Origin of the sequence: Streptomyces sp. XY431, from assembly GCF_001279805.1 — a bacterium.
Taxonomy (GTDB): domain Bacteria; phylum Actinomycetota; class Actinomycetes; order Streptomycetales; family Streptomycetaceae; genus Kitasatospora; species Kitasatospora purpeofusca.
This window is the reverse complement of the sequence record NZ_LGDO01000346.1, coordinates 102,108-123,960: the sequence shown is the minus strand read 5'-3', so window position 1 is coordinate 123,960 and position 21,853 is coordinate 102,108. Positions and strand designations below refer to the sequence as shown.

Annotated in this window: 16 protein-coding genes; 6 read left to right on the top strand and 10 right to left on the bottom strand. The window is 75.6% G+C overall.

The genetic code is table 11. The annotated features are described in order from the left end of the window. Positions 1-639: cell division protein PerM (locus ADK60_RS25845; RefSeq protein ID WP_286185304.1), on the bottom strand; the 639-nt coding region annotated here is incomplete at its 3' end. 135 nt (positions 640-774) lie between these two features. On the opposite strand from ADK60_RS25845, the gene ADK60_RS25840 reads away from it, so the two are divergent. Then, positions 775-2,670: a LuxR C-terminal-related transcriptional regulator gene (locus ADK60_RS25840; RefSeq protein WP_053649173.1), complete on the top strand. Its 1,896-nt coding sequence runs from the start codon at positions 775-777 to the stop codon at positions 2,668-2,670. Between the two features lie 85 nt (positions 2,671-2,755). Here the strand turns inward: ADK60_RS25840 and sucD are convergent, their stop codons facing one another. The 5 genes from sucD to ADK60_RS25815 form a co-directional block, all read right to left on the bottom strand. Continuing rightward, on the bottom strand, positions 2,756-3,640 hold the full coding sequence (gene sucD / locus ADK60_RS25835; protein ID WP_030393363.1) for a succinate--CoA ligase subunit alpha: 885 nt from the start codon (positions 3,638-3,640) through the stop codon (positions 2,756-2,758). Positions 3,641-3,659: 19 nt separating this feature from the next. Further along, complete coding sequence (sucC, locus tag ADK60_RS25830; protein ID WP_053649171.1) at positions 3,660-4,832, bottom strand: ADP-forming succinate--CoA ligase subunit beta; 1,173 nt, start codon at positions 4,830-4,832, stop codon at positions 3,660-3,662. A gap of 446 nt (positions 4,833-5,278) precedes the next feature. Beyond that, the gene (locus tag ADK60_RS25825) at positions 5,279-6,469 is read right to left on the bottom strand and encodes a VWA domain-containing protein (RefSeq protein WP_053649169.1); all 1,191 of its coding nucleotides are present in this window, start codon (positions 6,467-6,469) and stop codon (positions 5,279-5,281) included. A 53-nt stretch (positions 6,470-6,522) separates the two neighbouring features. After that, positions 6,523-8,871: a DUF5682 family protein gene (locus ADK60_RS25820; protein WP_053649167.1), complete on the bottom strand. Its 2,349-nt coding sequence runs from the start codon at positions 8,869-8,871 to the stop codon at positions 6,523-6,525. 44 nt (positions 8,872-8,915) lie between these two features. Then, the gene (locus ADK60_RS25815; RefSeq protein WP_053649165.1) at positions 8,916-10,010 is read right to left on the bottom strand and encodes an ATP-binding protein; all 1,095 of its coding nucleotides are present in this window, start codon (positions 10,008-10,010) and stop codon (positions 8,916-8,918) included. 190 nt (positions 10,011-10,200) lie between these two features. Between ADK60_RS25815 and ADK60_RS25810 the strand changes: the two genes are divergently transcribed. Both ADK60_RS25810 and ADK60_RS25805 read left to right on the top strand, forming a co-directional pair. Then, the gene (locus tag ADK60_RS25810; protein WP_053649163.1) at positions 10,201-11,526 is read left to right on the top strand and encodes an SWIM zinc finger family protein; all 1,326 of its coding nucleotides are present in this window, start codon (positions 10,201-10,203) and stop codon (positions 11,524-11,526) included. A gap of 121 nt (positions 11,527-11,647) precedes the next feature. After that, complete coding sequence (locus ADK60_RS25805; protein WP_053649161.1) at positions 11,648-13,228, top strand: DUF5691 domain-containing protein; 1,581 nt, start codon at positions 11,648-11,650, stop codon at positions 13,226-13,228. A 112-nt stretch (positions 13,229-13,340) separates the two neighbouring features. Here the strand turns inward: ADK60_RS25805 and icmB are convergent, their stop codons facing one another. Further along, positions 13,341-13,748, bottom strand: a complete 408-nt coding sequence (gene icmB, locus ADK60_RS25800; RefSeq protein WP_030393356.1) for a coenzyme B12-dependent isobutyryl CoA mutase small subunit — start codon at positions 13,746-13,748, stop codon at positions 13,341-13,343. Between the two features lie 296 nt (positions 13,749-14,044). On the opposite strand from icmB, the gene ADK60_RS25795 reads away from it, so the two are divergent. Further along, positions 14,045-14,881 carry a M23 family metallopeptidase gene (locus ADK60_RS25795; protein ID WP_053649159.1) on the top strand — a complete coding sequence of 279 codons (837 nt, stop codon included), beginning with the start codon at positions 14,045-14,047 and terminating at the stop codon, positions 14,879-14,881. A gap of 82 nt (positions 14,882-14,963) precedes the next feature. On the opposite strand, the gene pcrA is transcribed toward ADK60_RS25795, so the two are convergent. The 3 genes from pcrA to ADK60_RS25780 form a co-directional block, all read right to left on the bottom strand. Next, a complete protein-coding gene (gene pcrA, locus ADK60_RS25790) occupies positions 14,964-17,603 on the bottom strand; it encodes a DNA helicase PcrA (protein WP_053649158.1) in 2,640 nt (879 codons plus the stop codon). A gap of 108 nt (positions 17,604-17,711) precedes the next feature. After that, the gene (locus ADK60_RS25785; protein WP_045937772.1) at positions 17,712-18,389 is read right to left on the bottom strand and encodes a LuxR C-terminal-related transcriptional regulator; all 678 of its coding nucleotides are present in this window, start codon (positions 18,387-18,389) and stop codon (positions 17,712-17,714) included. Next, positions 18,382-19,920 (bottom strand): PspC domain-containing protein, encoded by a 1,539-nt coding sequence (locus ADK60_RS25780; protein ID WP_502687457.1) that lies wholly within the window; start codon positions 19,918-19,920, stop codon positions 18,382-18,384. Before ADK60_RS25780 ends, ADK60_RS25785 begins: the two co-directional genes overlap by 8 nt. A 132-nt stretch (positions 19,921-20,052) precedes the next feature. On the opposite strand from ADK60_RS25780, the gene ADK60_RS25775 reads away from it, so the two are divergent. Continuing rightward, positions 20,053-21,603, top strand: coding sequence for a PspC domain-containing protein (locus ADK60_RS25775; RefSeq protein WP_053649156.1), 1,551 nt, complete (start codon positions 20,053-20,055; stop codon positions 21,601-21,603). Beyond that, entirely contained in the window at positions 21,600-21,815 is a 216-nt protein-coding gene (locus tag ADK60_RS25770; RefSeq protein WP_045937775.1) for a hypothetical protein, read from the top strand. The genes ADK60_RS25775 and ADK60_RS25770 overlap by 4 nt, the downstream gene beginning before the upstream one ends. The last annotated feature ends 38 nt before the right edge of the window (positions 21,816-21,853 follow it).

Below are 21,853 nucleotides of genomic sequence, written 5' to 3'. Positions count from 1 at the left end.
CAGCAGCCCCGCCCCGGCCGCCAGCGCGGCCACCCGGACCACCGGCGCGCCGCCGGTCGGCCGAACCTCCGCCGGCAACCCGGCCAGGACCCGTTCCAGGGCCTCCACCCCGGCCGGGGCCGCCCCCGGCCGCCGCGCACCGGCCGCCACCGCCGCCCCGGCCACCAGCGCGACCACGGCGAGGTCGACCACCACCCGGGCCCGGAACTCCCCCGCCCCCGCGCACTGCGCCACCACCGCGCACGCCACCGCGCAGTAGCCCGCCCAGACCGCCGGGACCCCGCCGCGGCCCCCCGGCCGCCCCGCGGCGCGCGCCGCCACCCGGCCGGCCGCCCGGTACAACTGGCCCACCGCCAGCAGCCCGAGCCCCAGCGGTGCGACCGAAAGCGGCACCGCGGCCGGCCCGCGCAGCACCGGCGCACCGTGCCCCAGCAGCCACAACGCGGACGCCAGCCGCAGCGCCCCGGCCGCGCCGTCGTCCGCGAACGGGGTCACCACCCAGAGCCCGAGCACCGGAACGGTGACCACCGACAGCCCTAGCAGGGCCGTCCGGACCCCGGTGAGCAGGGCGGAGAGGACGGGCCTGGCCCCCAGTTCGCCCGGCGCTTCCAGAATCGGACGACCCGTCAGCTGCGTCATGGGCCTCATCGTGCCAAGGCGACTCGCCATGCTCCGTGAAGAGGCAAACCGCCGGGGTGTCCCAGATTATTGGCTTATGCGCATTTTCAGACCATGCCCTCTCACCGCCGCGACCGATCCGGCCCGGAGCGTCTGATGACCAAGCCCCCGACCGCCGCCCGCACCGGCACCCAGCCCGCGCCTCCCGCCGCACCCGCCGCCGCGTCCGCCTCGCCGAACCGCGGCGGGAAGGCGCGCCCCGGAAAGCGCAAGGGCGGCCGGGGCCGGACCGGCACCACCACCGGAGCGGACGGGGCCGCGCAGAACGGCGGGGGGATGCCGGACGCGGACGCGACGGCACTGCTGCGCCGACTGACGGCCCGTGAGACCGAGGCGTTCGCCCACCTCGCGGCCGGCCGGGACCTCGCCGAGACCGCCACCGCACTGGGCGTCACCCCCACCACCGCCCGCAGCTACCAGCACCGCGCCCTGCGCAAGCTGGGCACCCGCACCCAGGCCGAGATCGCCGCTCTCGCCGCGCTGCTGCCGACTCCCCCGGGGGCGGGGGCGGGGACGGGTGCCTCGTCGGCTTCGGCTCCGACGGGTTCTGCGGATCCGGCGTCAGCTTCGGCTCCGCCTGCGGCTGCGGCTGCGGCTGCGGCGAAGGCCAGGGCGGATGGCGACGGCCGCCGACCGGCCGCGCCGACGGCAGGACCCGCGCGCACCGGCCGACCGCCGACGGCGGCGGCGGCCCAGGACGCCACGCCGGGCACGCCCGTGACGCCCGGCCTGGATCCGAAGCCCACCCGGACCCGGCCGGGCGTGGTCGCCGCGGCCGAGGCCACCGCCGCACAGCCGTCCGGCACCGCGCCCGCACCCGCACCCGCGCCCGCGCGGCCGACGCGGACGGGCAAGGGCCCCGAGCCCCGCCCGACAAGCGTGACGGCCGAGCCCGGAGCCCGGACCGGACCGGCACCGGCCCCCGTCACCGGCGTACGCCCGCCGGCGGTGTTCGAGGAGGTGTACGAGGCGGGGCACACCCGGCTGGTGCAGCAGGTGTTCCTGCTCACCGCGTGCAAGCACCGGGCGGTGCACTGCGTCGGCCGGGCGTTCGGCGAGGCGCGCCGCCACTGGCCGGAGGTGGCCGCCGGGGCCGAGCCCGAGCAGTGGGTGCGGATGCGGGCGTTCGAACTGGCGCTGTCCCCCTGGCACCGCGGCGGGCCCCGGCGGGCGCATGTGTGGCGATTGCCGCACCGGCGGATCAAGGTGCGGCCGGCGGACGAGGGCCAGGCGGTGCTGCCGGACCACGACCGCCTCACCGACCGGGACCGGGCCCTGCTCAAGGCACTGCGCCGGCTCTCCCGGCCGCAGCGCCGGGCGCTGGTGCTGCACGACGGCCTGGGGCTGCCGGCCGCCGCGGTGGCGCTGGAGGTGGAGTCCACGGTCGCGGCCGCCGAGGGGCGGGTGTGGGCGGCGCGGACGGCACTGGCGCAGTGGGTCCCGGACCTGGTGGGGCCGGATCCGGCGGCGGACGGGTTCGCGGACCGGCTGTCAGGGCTGCTGCACCGGGCCGCGGTGCGCGGGGCGCCGGAGCCGCACCGGCCGCCGGTGCCGCTGCTGCGGGCCCGGCAGGGGCTGGTGCACGCGGGCCGGACGGGAGCGGCGGCGCTGCTGACGGTGGCCGTCGGCGGCGCGGTGGCGGCGACGCTAGCGGGGGGCGGGCCGGGCGAGCTGTTCCGGCCGTCGGATCCGCCGCCGCCGGTGCTCTGCGCTCCGGTGCCGACGCTCGCGACCGAGCCGGAGGCCCTGCTGCCGCTGCTCCCGGAGGGGGCGCCGTCCGGGATCCAGAGCCTCTGGTGCTCGCCGACGCCGGGGCTGGAGCCGGTCGTGGTGGATCCGCCGCCGCCCCGCACGGACGGGCCGTACCGGCCGCCGGCGGGCGGGCGGGCCGGGGTGGCGCTGCCGCCGCCGGCCGTGGTGGCCCCGGAACCCCCCGGCTGCGCGTCCTGGGTGCTGCGCCCCTGCCCGGCGGAGCACCGGCAACCGCGCTGACCCCGGCACCGGAGCCGCTCCGGGAACGACAGCGCCCCCGCACCGGCGAGGCCGGTGCGGGGGCGCTGTGCGCGAGCGGGGGGCGTCAGCCCTTGAACAGCTCACGGGCCAGGCGGGCGGTCTCGGACGGCGTCTTGCCGACCTTGACACCGGCGGCCTCGAGGGCCTCCTTCTTCGCCTGGGCGGTGCCCGAGGAGCCGGAGACGATGGCGCCGGCGTGGCCCATGGTCTTGCCCTCCGGGGCGGTGAAGCCCGCGACGTAGCCGACGACCGGCTTGGTGACGTGCTCGGCGATGTAGGCCGCGGCACGCTCCTCGGCGTCGCCGCCGATCTCACCGATCATGACGATGAGCTCGGTCTCCGGGTCCTCCTGGAACGCCTTGAGGGCGTCGATGTGGGTGGTGCCGATGACCGGGTCACCGCCGATGCCCACGGCCGAGGAGAAGCCGATATCCCGCAGCTCGTACATGAGCTGGTAGGTCAGGGTGCCGGACTTCGAGACCAGGCCGATCTTGCCGGCCTTGGTGATGTCGGCCGGGATGATGCCGGCGTTCGACTGTCCGGGGCTGATCAGGCCGGGGCAGTTCGGGCCGATGATCCGGGTCTTGTTGCCCTTGGAACCGGCGTAGGCCCAGAACGCGGCGGTGTCGTGCACCGGGACGCCCTCGGTGATGACGACGGCCAGGCCGATCTCGGCGTCGATGGCCTCGACGACGGCGTCCTTGGTGAACTTCGGCGGCACGAAGATGACGGTGACGTCGGCACCGGTCTTCTCGATGGCCTCGGCGACGGTGCCGAAGACGGGCACCTCGGTGCCGTCGACGTCGACCGTGGTGCCGGCCTTGCGCGGGTTGACACCGCCGACGATCTGGGTGCCGGAGGCGAGCATGCGGCGGGTGTGCTTCATGCCCTCGGAGCCGGTCATGCCCTGGACGATGACCTTGCTGTCCTTGGTAAGGAAGATAGCCATGGTGTGAAAGTCCCCTTCCTTACTTGTTGGCCAGCTCGGCGGCGCGGTCGGCCGCACCGTCCATGGTGTCCACCTGCTCGACGAGCGGGTGGTTGGCGTCGGTCAGGATCTGCCGGCCCAGCTCGGCGTTGTTGCCGTCGAGACGGACGACCAGCGGCTTGGTGACCGCCTCGCCCTTCTCCTCGAGCAGCGCGAGCGCCTGCACGATGCCGTTGGCGACCGCGTCGCACGCGGTGATGCCACCGAAGACGTTGACGAAGACCGACTTGACGTCGGGGTCGCCGAGGATGATCTCCAGGCCGTTCGCCATGACCTCGGCGGAGGCGCCGCCACCGATGTCGAGGAAGTTGGCGGGCTTGACGTTGCCGTGCTTCTCACCGGCGTACGCGACCACGTCGAGGGTGCTCATGACGAGACCCGCGCCGTTGCCGATGATGCCGACCGCACCGTCGAGCTTGACGTAGTTGAGGCCCTTGGCCTTGGCGGCGGCCTCCAGCGGGTTGGCCGCGGCCTTGTCCTCGAGCGCCTCGTGCTCGGGCTGGCGGAACTCGGCGTTCTCGTCCAGGGAGACCTTGCCGTCGAGCGCGATGATCTTGCCCTCACCGGACTTGATCAGCGGGTTGACCTCGACGAGGAGGGCGTCCTCCTTGATGAAGACGGTCCACAGCTTCTGCAGGACGTCGGCGACCTGGTCGGCGACCTCGGCCGGGAACTTCGCCGCGGCGACGATCTCGGCGGCCTTCTCCGGGGTGCAGCCCTCGTTGGCGTCGACCGGGATCTTGGCGAGCGCGTCGGGGTTCTCCTCCGCGACGACCTCGATCTCCACGCCGCCCTCGACGCTGGCCATGGCCAGGAAGGTGCGGTTGGTGCGGTCCAGCAGGAACGAGACGTAGTACTCGTCCTTGATGTCCGCGGTCTGGGCCAGCATCACCTTGTGCACGGTGTGGCCCTTGATGTCCATGCCGAGGATCTGCTCGGCCTTGGCGACGGCGTCCGCCGGGTCGGCGGCGAGCTTCACGCCGCCGGCCTTGCCTCGGCCTCCCACCTTCACCTGAGCCTTGACGACGGCGCGGCCGCCGAAGCGCTCGGCGATGGCGCGAGCCGCTTCGGGGGTCTCGATGACATCGCCGTCAAGCACGGGAACACCGTGCTTGGCGAAGAGGTCCCTCGCCTGGTACTCGAACAGGTCCACGTGTTTGTCCTTGTTCGTGGTCGCGGATTGTGTCTCTACGAGCGTGCCACGGCAGGATCTTCGCTGCGGGTCGTCGGGGCGGTGCGGGTACGCAGAGGTACGGCCTTGCGGCCCACACAGCCACGGGCGCACACGTCAATTCACACGCGCGTCACGTCCGTCTGGCAGGTTATCCCCGCCGGACGGGCCTGTTTCGCCCGGGGCCTGCCAGTCTTTGGTGAGAACCGTCACAGAAAGCCCGGCGGGCGTGCGCCGGGCGCTCGGACCGGCGGGTTTGCTCGTCCACGCCCCATGTTCCCCCGTACGAGTGAGACCGGCGCGCGCCGGGCCGACACCTCCGTCCACGGCCGCCGGGCGGACGGCCTTCCGCACCACTCGCTCCGCCGCACTGCCGCCGGGCGGACTGCCCTTTCGCGCCACTCACCGCCGCCGGGCGGGCCGCCCTTTCACGCCCCCTGGTCCGGCACCGGGATCGGGCGCTTCCCGATCGCCGCCGCCATGATCTCCGGGAAGGCGTCGGGGGTGCAGGCGAAGGCCGGGGCGCCGAGGGCGGCCAGCGCGGCGGCGTGCGCGTGGTCGTAGGCCGGCGCACCCTCGTCGGAGAGCGCCAGCAGGGCGATGAACTGGACGCCCGCCGCCTTCATCGCGGCCACCCGCTTGAGCATCCCGTCCCGGATGCCGCCCTCGTAGAGGTCGCTGATCAGGACGACGACCGTCTCGGCCGGCCGGGTGATCCGGGACTGGCAGTAGGCGAGCGCCCGGTTGATGTCGGTGCCGCCGCCGAGCTGGGTCGCGAAGAGCACGTCGACCGGGTCGGCGAGCTGCTCGGTGAGGTCGACCACCGAGGTGTCGAAGACCACCAGCCGGGTGTCCAGGCTCTTCATCGAGGCGAGCACGGCGCCGAACACCGCCGCGTGCACGACGGACGCGGCCATCGAACCGGACTGGTCGATACAGAGGACGACGTCCTTCTTCACCGCGCGCCGGGCCCGGGCGTAGCCGACCAGCCGCTCGGGGACGACGGTGCCGTGCTCGGGCAGGTAGTTCCCCAGATTGGCCCGGACGGTGCGGTCCCAGTCGATGTCGCGGTGGCGCGGGCGGCCGACCCGGGCGCTGCGGTCCAGCGCGCCACCGAGGGTGGCCCTGGTCCGGTCGGCCAGTCGGCGCTCCAGCTCGGCGACCACCGTGCCGACGACCGCGCGGGCGGTCTCCCTGGTGGTCTCGGGCAGCGCGTGCTTGAGCGAGAGCAGGGTGGCGACCAGATGGACGTCCGGCTCGACGGCCTCCAGCATCTCCGGCTCCAGCAGCAGCTGCTCCAGCCCGAGCCGGGTGATCGCGTCCTGCTGCATCAGCTGGACGACGGTGGCGGGGAAGTACTCGCGGATGTCGCCCAGCCAGCGGGCCACCTGCGGGGCCGAGCCGCCCAGGCCCGCGGTGCGGCGCCCGGAGCGCGGCTGCCCGGCCCGGCCCTCCTCGGCGGCGCCCCGGTAGAGCGCGGCGAGCGCGCCGTCCATCGCGGCGTCCCGGCCGTGCAGGGCGCGGCCGGTGCCGTCGGCCTCGCCGCCGAGGACCAGCCGCCAGCGGCGCAGCCGCTCGTCGGCGGGGGTGGTGGGGGTCAAGGGGGTGCCGGCGGCCATCGGGGGCTCCTCTGGGTGCGGTCTGCGGGACGGGAGGGGGTGGCCGGTGGCCGTCAGGTGTCGCGGCCCCCGGCCTGCCGGGGGATCCTCGGGCGGTCCGCGCCGGGGGCGGCCCCGGACCCGGACCCGACCGCGGTGCCGGGTCCGACCTCGGCGCCGTCCGGCAGGCCGAGCAGCAGCGCGACCACCGGCAGCGCGGCGGCGGCCCGGGCGAGGTCCACCTCGGCGGCCGCCGAGGCCGGTTCGGTGTCGCCGGAGTCGAGCGGACCGGCCGCCACCCGGCTGCCGACGGTGTGTCTGACCCCGGCCTCCAGGGTGGCGAAGGTGCGGCGCAGCAGCGGCAGCAGATCGGTGAAGACCGCCGCCGGGACGCCGGTCAGCCAGGAGTCGAGCAGGCCCAGCAGCCGGGGGTCGTGCAGCAGCAGCGTGCCGCCGCCGGACAGGAAGCCCTCGATCCAACCGGCCGCGTCCACCGGGCTGCCGGCGGTGGAGAGCACCAGGCCGAGCCGCCGCCCGGCCTCCGCCGGATCCAGCCGGCCGTCGTCCAGCAGCAGCCGGACGGCCCGCCCGCGCAGCAGCCCGGGCACGCCGGTGGCCGGTCCGCCGGAGGGCTCGCGCCGGGCGAGCGACCGCAGCGTGCCGGCCCAGCGGTCGGCGAGGCCGTCGCCGCCCAGCAGGCCGATCGCGCCGTGCACTTCGTCGAGGTGGGCGCGCATCACGGCGGCGCCGGCGGCGTCCAGGCCGGTGCAGGCGGGCGGCAGGCCGACCCGGATCCGGTCGGCGAGCCCGTCGGCGACCTCGCCCAGGGCGCCGTGGTCGGTGCCCCGGACGTCGCCGTACCGCAGCGCGCGGACCAGCGCGGGCAGGGCGCGGGCCAGGTGGGCGACATCGGTGTCCAGCGCGGCGAGGTCGGCGAGCACCCGCATCACGGCGGGCAGCGCCTCGGCCAGGTCGGCCACCAGGCAGGTTTCCACCAGCCCGGTGAGCTCCGCGAGTTCGGCCGCCGCCCGGGCGGTGCCGACGGCCTTGCCGACGGCGGCCCGCTCGACCGTGGTGCCCCACTGGGCGGCCTCGGCGATCCGGACGGCGAACTCGGGCTGCCAGCAGAGCCGCCAGCTCTCCCGGAAGGTGCCGGTGGAGGCGACCTGGGAGCGGACCGGCACGCCCCAGTCGACGCCCAGCAGCCGCAGCCGGTGCAGCAGCCGGGAGCGGGCCGCGTCGGTCTCCTTGCGCAGGTCGAGGTCGAGGTCGCGCGGTTCGGGCGCGGGCTTCAGCCGCAGGGTGCGCTGGAGCCGGGCGAGGTCGCGCTGGAGCGGGACGGCGGGCGCCTCCTCGGGTACCGAGCCGAGCGCGTCGCCGATCACCAGCCGGTCCTGGACCAGCGCGAGGGCGACGTCCGAGCCCTCGCACATCACCGCGCGGACGGCGTCCAGCGTCTCGGTGAGCCCGGCCAGCGGGCGGCCGCGCAGCCCGGCGAGGGCGCGGGCCAGCCGGACCGCCTCGATGACGTGCGCGGAGGAGACCGGGTGGTCCTCGGCACGGAGCAGGCCGGCGGCCCGGGTGAGCCAGCCGGGCAGCGGGTCGCCGTCCGTCCGGTGCAGGTGGTGGTACCAGCCCGGGGAGACGATCCCGGCGCCGTAGCCGGCCAGTTGGGAGAGCCGGCGGTGCGTCCAGGGCACCCAGGTGATCTCGGTCCGCACCTTCTTCGGCAGCCCGGCGAGCAGCGCCCGGTCCTGGGCCACGGTCGGCGTCTCCGCCAGCGCGGGGACGTGGAAGGCCCCGCAGACCACCGCGATCCGGCGGTGGCCGGCCCGGCGGGCGGCGCGGATCCGGCCGCGCATGTACGCCTCGCGCTGCCGGTCGCGCAGGCTCGCCCCGCCGTCCTCGCGCAGCACCGCCATCGCCTCGGCGACGGCCGCGAACGGCGCGAGCGCGTCCTCGCCGTCGGCGGGGCGGCGGTGCTCGACGACGTCCTCCCACCAGCGCTCGGGGTCGTCGTGGCCGGCCGCCTCGGCGAGCCGGGCGATCGGGTCGCGCGGCAGGTCGGCGTCCTCCTCCTCGACACCGCCCGCCCCGCCCTCCGCGAAGGAGTGCCCGGCCGGCAGGTCGATGAACTGGAGCGGCACCCCTCGGTCGACGGCGTGCCGGATCGCCACCCACTCCGGCGAGAACTCCGCGTAGGGCCAGAACGCGGCCCGCGCCGGGTCGTCGGCCGCGTGGGCCAGCAGGGCGACCGGCGGCACCATGTCCTTCGCGGCGGCCAGCCCGAGGATCGGCTCGGCCTCCGGCGGTCCCTCCACCAGGACCGCGTCCGGCCGCAGCCGCTCCAGCGCGGCCGCCACCGCGCGGGCCGAGCCCGGCCCGTGGTGCCGTACGCCCAACAGCGTCACCTCTGCGCTCATCGCGCCCTCCCTCCGGTCGTCGGCGAGTCCTGCGGTCCTGCGGCTCAGCGGGCGTTCTCACGGGCGGCGCGGTAGAAGTCCTGCCAGCCGTCCCGCTCGCGGACCACGCCCTCGACGTACTCGCGCCAGATCTGCTGGTCGGCGGCCGGGTCGCGGACCACGGCGCCGATCACCCCGGCCGCGACGTCGCCGGCCCGCAGCACGCCGTCGCCGAAGTGCGCGGCGAGCGCCATGCCGTTGGTGACCACCGAGATGGCCTCGGCGGTGGACAGGGTGCCGCTCGGGGTCTTCACCTTCGTCCGGCCGTCGGCGGTGAGGCCGGCCCGCAGCTCCCGGAAGACGGTCACCACCCGCCTGATCTCCTGGGCGCCGCCGGGCAGTTCGGGCAGCTGGAGCGAACGGCCGAGCTGCTCGACCCGGCGGGTGACGATCTCGACCTCCTCCTCCAGCGAGGCGGGCAGCGGCAGCACCACGGTGTTGAAGCGCCGGCGCAGCGCGCTGGACAGCTCGTTGACCCCCCGGTCGCGGTCGTTGGCGGTGGCGATGACGTTGAAGCCGCGCACGGCCTGGGTCTCGGTGCCCAGCTCCGGGATCGGCAGGGTCTTCTCGGACAGGATGGTGATCAGACTGTCCTGGACGTCCGCCGGGATGCGGGTGAGCTCCTCGACCCGGGCGATCCGGCCGTCCGCCATCGCCCGCATCAGCGGCGAGGGGACGAGCGCCTCCCGGCTGGGCCCGTCGGTGAGCAGCCGGGCGTAGTTCCAGCCGTAGCGGACCGCCTCCTCCGGGGTGCCGGCGGTGCCCTGCACCAGCAGCGTGGAGTCGCCGCTGATCGCCGCCGCCAGGTGCTCGGACACCCAGGTCTTGGCGGTGCCCGGCACCCCGAGCAGCAGCAGCGCCCGGTCGGTGGCGAGCGTGGTCACGGCGACCTCCACCACCCGGCGCGGGCCGATGTACTTGGGCGTGATCACGGTGCCGTCGTCCAGCTCGCCGCCCAGCAGGTAGGTGGCGACGGCCCACGGGGAGAGCCGCCAGCGCTCCGGGCGCGGACGGTCGTCCCGGGCCGCGAGCGCGGCCAGCTCGGCGGCGAACGCGTCCTCCGCGTGCTGCCGCAGGACATCGGTCACGAGGTCGGTCATCGGGGCCCCTTCGGGTCGGCCCTCCGGGCACACGGATGCCCGGGCGGCGGGGTGGTCGGGGGGAGCCGGATCGGCGTCCCGGCCTGCGAGAACCAGCCTGCACCGGACCACTGACAATCCTGACCGGACCTCAGTTCGGTTCGCCCGGAGGCCGGCTCGACTGTCAGTCCCGGCACCTAACGTCGTCGGCATGGAGGAACGCTGGAGCACCGAACACGTCCTGTCCCTGGCGCCCGACGCCGCCTCGCGGAAGGCCGCGGGCAAGCTCTCCACGTCCGCGCCCTGGTCCGCCGCGGGCACCGACGGCGACGCGGTCTGGGGCGAGTGCCGGGGCAGCGGCAGCACGCCGTACCGCACGGTCGTCGAACTCGCCACGCCCGCCTACCGGTGCAGCTGCCCGAGCCGGAAGTTCCCGTGCAAGCACGCGCTCGGACTGCTGCTGCTCTGGAGCGGCTCCCCCGATGCCGTGCCGGACGGCGCCGAGCCCGCCGACTGGGCCGCCGAGTGGCTGAAGGAGCGCCAGGAGCGGTCCGAGCAGCGGGCCGGGCGGGCAGCGGCCCCGGCCGACCCGGCCGCCGCCCTCCGCCGTGCCGGGAAGCGCTCCGCCCGGGTCGCGGCCGGCGCCGCCGAGCTGCGGCTGCGGCTCGCCGACCGGGTCCGGCACGGCCTCGCCGACCGCTCCGCCACCGGCCCCTGGGAGGAGGTCGCGGCCCGCATGGTCGACGCCCAGGCGCCCGGTCTGGCCACCAGGGTCCGCGAGCTGGACGCGCTGCCGCAGCACCGGCTGCTGGAGGAGTACGCGATGCTGCACCTGCTCGCCACCGCCGCGACCCGCCTCGACGAGCTGCCCGCGCCGCTCGCCGCGACCGTGCGCGCCCGGGTCGGCTACACCACCGAAACCGCCGAGCTGCTGGCCGGCCCCACGGTCCGGGACCGCTGGCAGGTGCTCGGCAGCCGTACCTCGCCGATGGAGGGCGGCGCCGACGAGCGGCTGACCACCCGTCGGCTCTGGCTGCGCGGCGCCAAGACCGGCCGCCAGGCCCTGCTGATCGCCTTCGGCCGCCCCGGACAGGCCCCCGAACTCGCCCTGCCCACCGGCCAGGTGGTCGAGGCCGAGCTGGCCTTCCACCCCGGCGCCCGCCCGCTGCGGGCCGCCCTCGGCACCCGCTACGGCGCTCCCGGGGCCGCGCCGGACGGCCCGCCGCCCGGCCTGAGCGTCGCCGAGGCGGTGGCCGGCTACGGCACCGCGGTGGCCGACGACCCGTGGCTGGACGCCTGGCCGACCGTGCTCACCGGGGTCGTGCCGGTGCTCTCCCCGGAGGGCTGGCAGCTCACCGACGGCCGGCACACCGCCCCGGTGCACCGCGCGGCCGTCACCGAGGCCGCGCTCTGGCGGCTCGCCGCCGTCTCCACCGGCCGGCCGCTCACCGTCTTCGGCGAGTACGGCCACCAGGGCTTCGCCCCGGTCACCGCCTGGGGCGCGGACGGCCGCCCGATCGGCCTCACCGCGCCCTGAACCAGCCCGCCCGCACGACCTGCCCGACCTGCCCGACCGACCCGGCCGGGCGTCCGAACCGACACCCGGGCCGAGTTCCGACCCGACGTCCGACCCGACCCGTTCCACCGGAGGAGGCCCCGTGCCCGACCCCTGGGAGTCCCTGCAGACCGCCGCCCTGCTGGGCACCGACCGCCGCCCGCTCCCCGCGCCCGGCCCGGCCGCCCCGTACGACGGCGCCGTCGACCGCGCCGACCCGGCCACCGCACTGCTCGAACTCGCCGCCCTGGAGACGGTCCGCCGCCGGGCCGGCGCGCTGCCCGCCCCGGCGGACGGCACGCCCGCCGCCCCGGCCGCCGAGGACCACCGGACCGAGCTGCCCGCCGCGGCCGCCCGCCGGCTCTCGCTGCTGCTCTCCACCCGCGGCACCGGCGGGGGCGTGCTCGCCAACCTCGGCGAGCTGCTCCCGCAGTGGCTCGCCACCGCCCGCGACCGCGGCTACCGCGCGCCCGCCGCGAGCGTCCCCGCCCTGCTGGACGCCGCCCGCGCCCGCAGCGAACTCCGCCCGGACGCGGTCGCGCTGGCCGGTCCGCTCGGCCACTGGCTCGCCGAGCGCAACCCGGACTGGCGGTTCGTGCAGCGCGCCGCCCGGGCACCCGCACCGGCGGCGGACACCGCCCCCGCCGAGGGCGACCAGCTCTGGCACGAGGGCCTGTTCGCCGAGCGGGTCACCCATCTCACCCTGCTCCGCCGCCGCGACCCGGCGGCCGGCCTCGCGCTGCTGCGCGGCACCTGGCCCACCGAGCGGGCCGAGGACCGGCTGCTGTTCCTGGACGCCCTCCAGGAGGGCCTCTCCCCCGCCGACGAACCGTTCCTGGAGGCCGCGCTCGGCGACCGCAGCAAGAACGTCCGGGCCACCGCCGCCGAGCTGCTCTCCACCCTGCCCGGCTCCGCCCTGGCCGCCCGGATGGGCGAGCGCGCCCGCGCCGCCGTCCGGCTCTCCGAGCACGGCACCCATCTGCTGGTCACCCCGCCCACCGCCTGCGACCCGGCCATGCAGCGCGACGGCATACCGCCCAAGTCGCCGACCGGGCGCGGCGAACGGGCCTGGTGGTTCGGCGAGGTGATCGCCGCCGCGCCGCTGGCCCTGTGGTCCGCGCACACCGGTCTGACGCCCGAGCGGCTGCTCGGCCTGCGGGTCGGCGACGCCATCGACGAGACCAGCAGCACCTGGGCCGACGACCTGCGCGAGGCCTGGGCCCGGGCCGCCGTCCGCCAGCAGGACCCGGACTGGGCGCGTGCCCTGCTCGGCCCCCCGCCCGTTCCCGGTCCCGGGCGGACGGCCCGCACCACCGGTGCCCCGGCCAAGCTGCTCGCGGTGCTCCCGCCCGCCGAACGGGCCGCCTGGACGGCCGCCTTCGTCGAGGCGCACGGACTGGGGGACGCCTTCCAACTGCTCGGGGCCTGCGCCACCCCGTGGACGCCGCCGCTCTCCACCGCCGTGGTCGGGGCCCTGGCCCGGGCCGCCGGTTCCGGGGCCTACCCGTGGAGCCACAGCGGGGTGCTCGGCATGACCGAGCGGGCGCTCTCGCCGACGGCCGCCGGGGCGGTCGAGGAACTGGCCGCCGGGGCCGCGCCCGCCACCGCGTGGGGCGAGACCTTCGCCCGGCTGGCCGGGACGCTGCGCTTCCGCGAGGCGATGCTCGCCGAGCTGGCGGCCTGACCCGGGCCCGACCCAACCCGGCGCGAAGCAGCCCGGGCGAACGGACCCGGCGCGAACGGATCGGGGCCGGACGGATCGGGGCCGGACGACGTGCCCGGCCCCGGCCCGGCCGTCAGCCGGCGGCGCGCAGGTTGGCCGTGACCCAGGCGACCACCTCGGTGGTCGGCGTGCCCGGGGTGAAGATGTCGGCGACACCCATCGCCTTCAGCTCGACGATGTCCTCGGGCGGGATGATCCCGCCGCAGAACACCTTGATGTCCGCCGCGTCCCGCTCCTTCAGCAGCTCCAGCACCCGCGTGCACAGGCTCATGTGCGCGCCGGACAGGATCGACAGGCCGATGCCGTCCGCGTCCTCCTGGATCGCGGTGTCGACCACCTGCTCCGGCGTCTGGTGCAGGCCGGTGTAGATGACCTCCATGCCGGCGTCGCGCAGGGCGCGCGCGATGACCTTGGCGCCTCGGTCGTGCCCGTCCAGTCCCGGCTTGGCGACCACCACGCGGATCGGTCCTGACACACCCATCACTGCCTCCTGGACCTCGTCGTCCATCACCCCGCCGGCACCTTGTGGGCATGGGGCGGAGTTAACGAGCAATAACCAATCTGAGGGGAGGTTAGCGTCACCCGTCCCGGTTGGGCCCGCCGCCCCTCAAGAGGAGGGGAAAATCACAGGCACCCGCCGCCCCTCCCCTGTTCTACCCCGCAACCGCACGCCCACAGCCCCTTGACAACCGGACTTTTGTCCGGATGTCCGGCTTGCGGCTACAGTCTCGGTCGTTTACCCCCTCGCCCGACGACGCGCCCGAGGAGGCAGCCGCGATGGCTCCCGAAGCCGCACCTCGCCCGACCCGTGCGGAACTGCGCGTCGCCGCCCGCGAGCAGTCCCGGGCCCAGCGCCGCGACGCCGCCAAGGCCGCCACCCGGACGGCGCTGCTGCGGGTCGCGCTGCCCTCGGTGGCCGCGCTCGGTGTCGCGGCCGCGGCCGCCGTCACCGTCCAGGGCGAGGCCGACCAGCAGCGGGCCCAGGCGGCCGGACGGATCCCCGAGCAGACCACCGCCGCCGGCGCCCCGGACAACGCCGAGGCCCAGCGCGCCGAGGCCGCCGGGGCCGCCCAGCAGGCGCTCGCCTCCGGCGGCGGCGCCCAGGCCTCCCGGGGCGACGCCCGCCAGCCGCTCACCGGCACCCAGGGCGGGGCCGACCCCGCCGGGCAGTCGGCCGCCCAGGTCACCACGACCGACCAGGCCCCGCCGGAGCGCCCCAGGATCGCGATGCCGGTGGCCCAGCACGGCCTGGGCGAGGTCTTCGGCGCGGCCGGCACCCACTGGGCGAAGCGGCACACCGGCATCGACTTCCCGGTGGACGGCGGCACCGCCGTCATGGCCGTCACGGACGGCACCGTCCGGACCCAGTGGAACCCTTCGTACGGCTACATGACGATACTCAAGATGGCCGACGGCACCGAGGCCTGGTACTGCCACCTGCGGTCTTACAAGATCCGCAAGGGCGCGGTGAAGGCGGGCGACGTCATCGCCTTCGTCGGCAGCAGCGGCAACAGCACCGGCCCGCACCTGCACTTCGAGATCCGCCCGGCCGACGGTGGCGCCCCCGTCGACCCCCTGCCCTGGTTCCTCGCCCAGGGCCTCGACCCGCGCTGAGGCAGCGCGGGCCGAGCAACCCCGACCGGCTCAGACCGACCCGGGCACAGACCGACTCCGGCTCATGCCGCCTCGGCCCGACTCAGAGCTTCTCCACCGGCGCGTAGCGCAGCAGCAGCTGCTTACGGCCCTCCGTACCGAAGTCCACGGTGGCCTGCGCCTTGTCGCCGACCCCGGCGGTGGCCACCACCGTGCCCAGGCCGAAGGTGTCGTGGGTGACCCGGTCGCCGACCGCCAGCGCGACCACCTCACGCTCCACCGCCGCGCCCGTCCGGCGCGCCGACTGCCCCCAGCCCGCCTTCGGCGAGGCCGCCGCCGCACCGCGCGCGGAGCCCCCGCGCGACGAACCGCCCGAACCGCCCGAGCCGCCCGAGGACCTCCCGCCCCAGGACGACCCCGAGGAGAAGCCGCGCGCGGCCGGCGCCGGGGCGCCCCCCGTGCGCTTCCACTCCACCAGCGTCTCCGGGATCTCCTCCAGGAACCGCGAGGCCGGGTTGTACGCCGGCTGCCCCCAGGCGCTGCGCAGCACCGACCTGGTCAGGTAGAGCCGCTGCCGCGCCCGGGTGAGCCCGACGTAGGCGAGCCGCCGCTCCTCCTCCAGCTCCTTGACCTGGTTGAGCGCCCGCATGTGCGGGAAGATGCCGTCCTCCATGCCGGTCAGGAAGACCACCGGGAACTCCAGGCCCTTGGCGGTGTGCAGGGTCATCATCGTGATGACGCCCCGCCCCTCGTCGTCCCCGTCCGGGATCTGGTCGGAGTCGGCGACCAGCGCGACCCGCTCCAGGAAGTCGGGCAGCGAGCCGACCGGCGGCGCGCCGTCCTCCCCCGCGTCCGGGCGCTCGCCCGGGTCCTGCTCGTACTCCAGGGCGACCGAGGCCAGCTCCTGGAGGTTCTCCACCCTGGTCTCGTCCTGCGGGTCGGTGGAGGCCTGGAGCTCGGCCAGGTAGCCGGTCTCCTCCAGCACCGCCTCCAGCACCGCGGCCGGGCCCGCCCCGAACTCGACGACCTGGCGCAGCCCGGCCATCAGCTCGTTGAACTTCTTCACCGCGTTCGCCGAGCGCGCGGCCATGCCGTACGCCTCGTCCACCCGCCGCAGCGCCTGCGCGAAGGAGATCCGCTCGCGCGCGGCCAGCGCGTCGATCATCGCCTCGGCACGCTCGCCGATGCCGCGCTTGGGCACATTGAGGATCCGGCGCAGCGGCACGGTGTCCTCGGGGTTGGACAGCACCCGCAGGTAGGCAAGGACGTCCTTGACCTCCTTGCGCTCGTAGAAGCGCACCCCGCCGACGACCTTGTACGGCAGGCCGACCCGGATGAACACCTCTTCGAAGACGCGGGACTGCGCGTTGGTGCGGTAGAAGATCGCGACGTCCCCCGGCTTGGCCGCGTCCGCGTCGGTGAGCCGGTCGATCTCGTCGGCGATGAACTGGGCCTCGCCGTGCTCGTCGTCCGCGACGTAGCCGACCACCTTCTCGCCGTCGTCGCCGGCCGTCCAGAGCTTCTTCGCGCGCCGGTTGGCGTTGCGCTCGATGACGGCGTTGGCCGCGCTCAGGATGGTCTGGGTGGAGCGGTAGTTCTGCTCCAGCAGGATCGTGGTGGCGTTCGGGTAGTCCTCCTCGAACTGGAGGATGTTGCGGATCGTCGCGCCGCGGAAGGCGTAGATCGACTGGTCCGCGTCACCGACCACGCACAGCTCGGCGGGCGGCACCTCGGCGAGCCGGCCGGCCGCCGGGTCGACGAGGTCGCCGTCGACGGTGCGCTTCGGCGCGGCGGCGACCGCGCCGCCGCTCAGCTCGCGGACCAGCATGTACTGGGCGTGGTTGGTGTCCTGGTACTCGTCGACCAGGATGTGCCGGAACCGCCGCCGGTAGTGCTCCGCGACGTCGGGGAAGGCCTGGAGCAGGTTCACCGTCGTCATGATGATGTCGTCGAAGTCGAGCGCGTTGGCCTCGCGCAGCCGCCGCTGGTAGAGGAAGTACGCCTCGGCGAGCTTCTTCTCCATCGGGTTGGCGGCCTGGTCGGCGTAGGTCTCCTCGTCGATCAGCTCGTTCTTGAGGTTGCTGACCTTCGAGGTGAAGGACTTCGGCGGGTACTGCTTCGGATCCAGGTCGAGGTCGCGGCAGACCAGGGCCATCAGCCGCTGCGAGTCGGCCGAGTCGTAGATCGAGAACGACGAGGTGAAGCCGAGCAGCTTGGACTCGCGGCGCAGGATCCGCACGCAGGCGCTGTGGAAGGTGGACACCCACATCGCCCGGGCGCGCGGGCCGACCAGCTGCTCGACGCGCTCGCGCATCTCGCCGGCCGCCTTGTTGGTGAAGGTGATCGCCAGGATCTCGCCGGGCTGCACGCCGCGGGCGCCGAGCAGGTGGGCGATCCGGTGGGTGAGCACCCTGGTCTTGCCGGAGCCGGCGCCGGCCACGATCAGCAGCGGCGAGCCGGCGTGGAGCACGGCCTCGCGCTGCGGGTCGTTCATGCCCTCCAGCAGCGCCGCCGGGTCGATCACCGGGCGGGCGGCGCCGTTGCGGTAGAACGCGTCCCGCTCGGCCTGGGCGGCGTGGTCGGTGTGGAACAGCCCCTCGGGGATCGCCTCCTCGAAGGCGTCGTACGGGACGTCGTCCCCGTACGGCGGCGGCTCCTCGTCGATCGGCGGCGCGGGCTGCTTCGACCCGGCGGCAGGGGCCTCGAAACCGGGGAGCGGGAGGTCGTCAAAGAGGCTATTCATGGCAATGACGAGTCTATGGCCACCCACCGACAACCCCGCCCGGCCCTTGACAGGACCGGGCGGAGCGGGCCGGGCCGTGCGGGCCGCCGACGGCCGGAGCGGGAGCGGTCAGACCAGCCGGCGGGCGGTCGCCCAGCGGGTCAGCTCGTGCCGGTTGCTCAGCTGGAGCTTGCGCAGCACCGCCGAGACGTGGCTCTCCACCGTCTTCACCGAGATGAACAGCTGCTTGGCGATCTCCTTGTAGGCGTAGCCCCGGGCGATCAGCCGCAGCACCTCGCGCTCGCGCTGGGTGAGCCGGTCCAGGTCCTCGTCCACCGGCGGGGTGTCGGTCGCCGCGAAGGCGTCCAGCACGAACCCGGCCAGCCGCGGCGAGAAGACCGCGTCGCCGTCGCCGATCCGGAAGATCGCGTTGACCAGGTCGGTCCCGGTGATCGTCTTGGTCACGTAGCCGCGCGCCCCGCCGCGGATCACGCCGATCACGTCCTCGGCCGCGTCCGACACGGAGAGCGCCAGGAACTTCACGCCCCCCTGCTCGCCCATCAGCCCGGCCGAGCGCCGCAGCACCTCGACCCCGCCGCCGCCGGGCAGGTGGACGTCCAGCAGCACCACGTCGGGCCGCGTCTCGGCCACCACCCGGACCGCGGACTCCACGTCGTCGGCCTCGCCCACCACATCGATGCCGGTCGTCTCGGTGCGCCCGATCTCGGCCCTCACCCCCGTCCGGAACATCCGGTGGTCGTCCACCAGGACGACCCTCGCTCGGCGCTCCGGCGCTGCCTCAGTCATTGGCCCTCTCCATCTCCAGCTCGACCTCGGTCCCGCCGTCCGGCGCGGGCCGCACCCGTGCGGTGCCGCCGTTGCGCTTCATCCGGCCGAGGATCGACTCGCGTACGCCCATCCGGTCCTCCGGCACCGTGTCCGGGTCGAAGCCGGGTCCGTGGTCGCGGACGAACACCATCACGGTCCTCCCCTCGACCTCGGCGTAGACCTGGACCGGTCCCCCGCCACCGTACTTGGCCGCGTTGACGGTCGCCTCCCTCGCGGCCTGCATCTGGGCCGCGATCCGGTCGTCCATCGGGCAGTCGCCGACGACCACCACCTCGACCGGGACGCCGTGCCGGTCCTCGACCTCGGCGACCACCGCCCGCAGGCTCTCCGCCATGGTGTCCGGCGCCGCCTCCGCGACCGCCTCGGGGCGGTAGAGCCACAGCCGCAGTTCGCGCTCCTGGGCCCGGGCGAGCCGCAGCACCTCCTTGGGGTCCTCGGCCCGGCGCTGGATCAGGGTCAGCGTGTGCAGCACCGAGTCGTGCACATGGGCGGCGATCTCGGCGCGCTCCTGGGCCCGGATGCGGGCGGTGCGCTCGGCGCCGAGGTCCTGCCACATCCGCAGCGCGTACGGGCCCACCAGCACCAGCACACCCGCGAGCACCGCCAGCGAGGCCTCGACCACCGAGCCGATGGTCGAGCCGCTGCCCTGGGTGGCGAGGAAGGCGATGATGCCGGCCACCACCAGCAGCACGCCCGCGCCGACCCGGGTGAAGGCGCCGCGCCGCTTCTCGCCCTCCTCCAGGCCGAACCAGCGCTGCCAGCGCGAGTCGTCGGCCTGCCGCCAGACCAGCGCCACCCCGACGCCGATCGCCAGCAGCGGCCAGGTGTACGGCTTGGCGGTCTGCACATTGAGCGCGTTGAGCAGCGCGATCACGCCGATCACCAGCATCACCAGGGCGGCCAGCTGGCCGAGACCGCCCTGCCGCTGGCCCGCGCCGGTGCCCGTACCCGTACCGGCGGACGGGGTGCCGGGCGCCGCGGCCGCCGGCCCCTCGCCCAGCTCGACGGGCTCGCCGCGCAAGGTGTGCTGCAGGACCTCGCGCATCCGGCCGATCCAGCCGCCGCGCCGGCCGCCGTCCTCGTCCGGTTCCCCGCCGCGCCGGCCGCCGCCCTTGCTCAGCTCCCCGCCGCCCACCGTCCCGGCACCCACCGGGACGAAGGTGCCGTTGACGTACAGCCAGTGCGGGCCGCCGCCGCGCCGGGCCGGCTCACCGATGCCGATCGGCACCACGAACCAGAACGCCGCGTACAGCAGCCCGCCGAGCCCCTGGGCGAAGAACAGCACCACGAAGGCGATCCGCACCCAGCTGACGGGCAGTCCGAGGTGCACGGCCAGTCCGTGCGCGACGCCGCCGAGCATCCGCCCCTGCGGGCTGCGGTACAGCCGGCGGTACGGCGGCTTCCCGTCGCCGGGAACGGACGGGTCGGCACCCCCGGCCGACGCGGGCTCGGGGGCGAGGGGACGGGGATCGGAACCGGGTGCTGCCACGGCACCGATCGTTCCACGCGGGCGGACCCGCACGCATCAGGGTGAAGCCCTGACCCTTCTCAGGGACAAGTCAGGGTCCGAGCAGGGGCAGGACCGGTTGGGCCCGGCTCCGGCACCCACCAGGATGGTGGCATGACCGAAGACCACCGCACCGAGGAGCTCCACGAGGCCGGGCCGGGTACCCGGCCCGCCCCCGACCGGCCGCCGCTGACCCGGGCCGAGCGCCACCGCGTGGTCGCCGGCGTCTGCGGCGGTCTCGGCCGGCACCTGGACATCGACCCGGTGGTGTTCCGCGTCGTCACGGTCGTGCTCTGCCTCTCCGGCGGTCTCGGCCTCTTCCTCTACGGACTCGCCTGGCTGATCGTGCCGACCGAGGCCGGCCCGGACGGCAAGGGCGGCGGGCGCTCCGGCCGCACCGAGCTCCAGCGGGTGCTCACCGGACGGGTGGACGGCCAGTCGGTCGGCGCGGTGCTGCTGACCGTGATCGGCACCGGCGTCTTCTTCTCCTCGATGGGCGACGGCGACCAGCTGTTCCCGCTGCTGCTGCTCGGCGGGATGGTGTTCCTCGCCGTCCGCTACGACCCGGAGCGCCGGCGCGGCCGGATCCGGGGCCGGCGCAACCGCCGCCACGGCCACGGCTTCGGGCACCCGCACCTCCACGGCGCGGGCGACCGGCCCGGCGGCCCGTACGACCGCTGGTTCCCGGACGCCGGACCGGACGCCGGGGCCGCCGCGAGCGGCTACCGCTGGCCGCCGGAGGAGGACGACGCGGACGCCCGGGCCCGGCACGCCCGGGAACGGGCCGCCGGCACCGTCCCCGCCGACACCCCGCACGCCGGTCCGACCGGCTACCTGTGGGACCCGCGCCACCCCGAGCGCAACCCGTACGGCGGGGAGGCACCGGCCCCGCCGGCCCCGCCCGCGCCGCCGTACGGCACCCCGGCCCCGCCGTACGGCACCCCGGCCCGGCCCTGGTGGCAGCGGGCCGACCTGCCGCAGGGCGACCCGCTGCGCAAGGAGACCGGCCCGACCCCGCCGCCCGCGCCGCGCCCGCCCGTGGTGGTGCACCGGCGCGAGCGCTCCCCGCTCGGCCTGATCGGCCTGCTGCTGGCGGTGGGCGCGGCCAGCGCGGTCTGGTCCGCCTCGGCGGACGGCGGGACGGCCGTGGCGGCCGGCACTGTGCTGGCGACGGCGCTGCTGGTGATCGGTCTGACCCTGCTGCTCGGCGCCAAGTTCGGCCGGGCCCGCCGGCTGGTGGTCCCGGGTGTGCTGCTGACGGTCGCGCTGACCGCGATCGGCCAGTCCTCGGTCTCGGCGCAGAACCTGCTCGGCGAGCGCTCCTGGACGGCCGTCACGGCGGTCGAGCTGGAGCCGAAGTACACGCTGGGGATCGGCTCGGCACGGCTGGACCTCGGCGGGCTCGACCCGGCCGGCGCGACCCTGGCCACCGAGGTGGAACTCGGCGCCGGGGACCTGACCGTGACGGTGCCCCCGGACGTGACGGTGAACGTACGGGCCGAGGTCGGCCTGGGCCAGGTCCGGGTGCCGGGCCTCGACGGCCCCGACGACGGCCCGGGCAAGCGCAGCTACCAGGTGCTGCCGGCGAACGGACAGACATCCAAGGGAACGCTCGACCTCGCGCTGCGGATCGGGCTCGGCAACATCAAGGTGGTCCAGAAGTGAGGAAGCACCAGCTCGATCTCTTCTCGCTGATCGCGGGGGGCCTGTTCACCGTGATCGCGGTGCTCTACCTGGTGGCGGCGGTGAACGACGTCTCGGTGAACGGCCGGATCGTCATCCCGGTCACCTTCATCGTGCTGGGCCTGGGCGGCCTGGCCGGGGCGGTGGCGGCGGCGGTCCGCCGCTCCCGGCCGGAGGAGCCCCGGCAGGACTGACCCCGGCAGGAGCGGTCCCCGCGGAGCCGATCCCCGCA

Bases quoted from the DNA above. Each gene is read 5' to 3' on its own strand.
- ADK60_RS25785 (WP_045937772.1), bottom strand. From the start codon at position 18,389: ATGACTGAGGCAGCGCCGGAGCGCCGAGCGAGGGTCGTCCTGGTGGAC.
- sucD (WP_030393363.1), bottom strand. From the start codon at position 3,640: ATGGCTATCTTCCTTACCAAGGACAGCAAGGTCATCGTCCAGGGCATG.
- ADK60_RS25775 (WP_053649156.1), top strand. From the start codon at position 20,053: ATGACCGAAGACCACCGCACCGAGGAGCTCCACGAGGCCGGGCCGGGT.
- ADK60_RS25825 (WP_053649169.1), bottom strand. From the start codon at position 6,469: ATGGCCGCCGGCACCCCCTTGACCCCCACCACCCCCGCCGACGAGCGG.
- ADK60_RS25820 (WP_053649167.1), bottom strand. From the start codon at position 8,871: ATGAGCGCAGAGGTGACGCTGTTGGGCGTACGGCACCACGGGCCGGGC.
- pcrA (WP_053649158.1), bottom strand. From the start codon at position 17,603: ATGAATAGCCTCTTTGACGACCTCCCGCTCCCCGGTTTCGAGGCCCCT.
- ADK60_RS25810 (WP_053649163.1), top strand. From the start codon at position 10,201: ATGGAGGAACGCTGGAGCACCGAACACGTCCTGTCCCTGGCGCCCGAC.
- ADK60_RS25795 (WP_053649159.1), top strand. From the start codon at position 14,045: ATGGCTCCCGAAGCCGCACCTCGCCCGACCCGTGCGGAACTGCGCGTC.
- ADK60_RS25840 (WP_053649173.1), top strand. From the start codon at position 775: ATGACCAAGCCCCCGACCGCCGCCCGCACCGGCACCCAGCCCGCGCCT.
- ADK60_RS25815 (WP_053649165.1), bottom strand. From the start codon at position 10,010: ATGACCGACCTCGTGACCGATGTCCTGCGGCAGCACGCGGAGGACGCG.
- icmB (WP_030393356.1), bottom strand. From the start codon at position 13,748: ATGGGTGTGTCAGGACCGATCCGCGTGGTGGTCGCCAAGCCGGGACTG.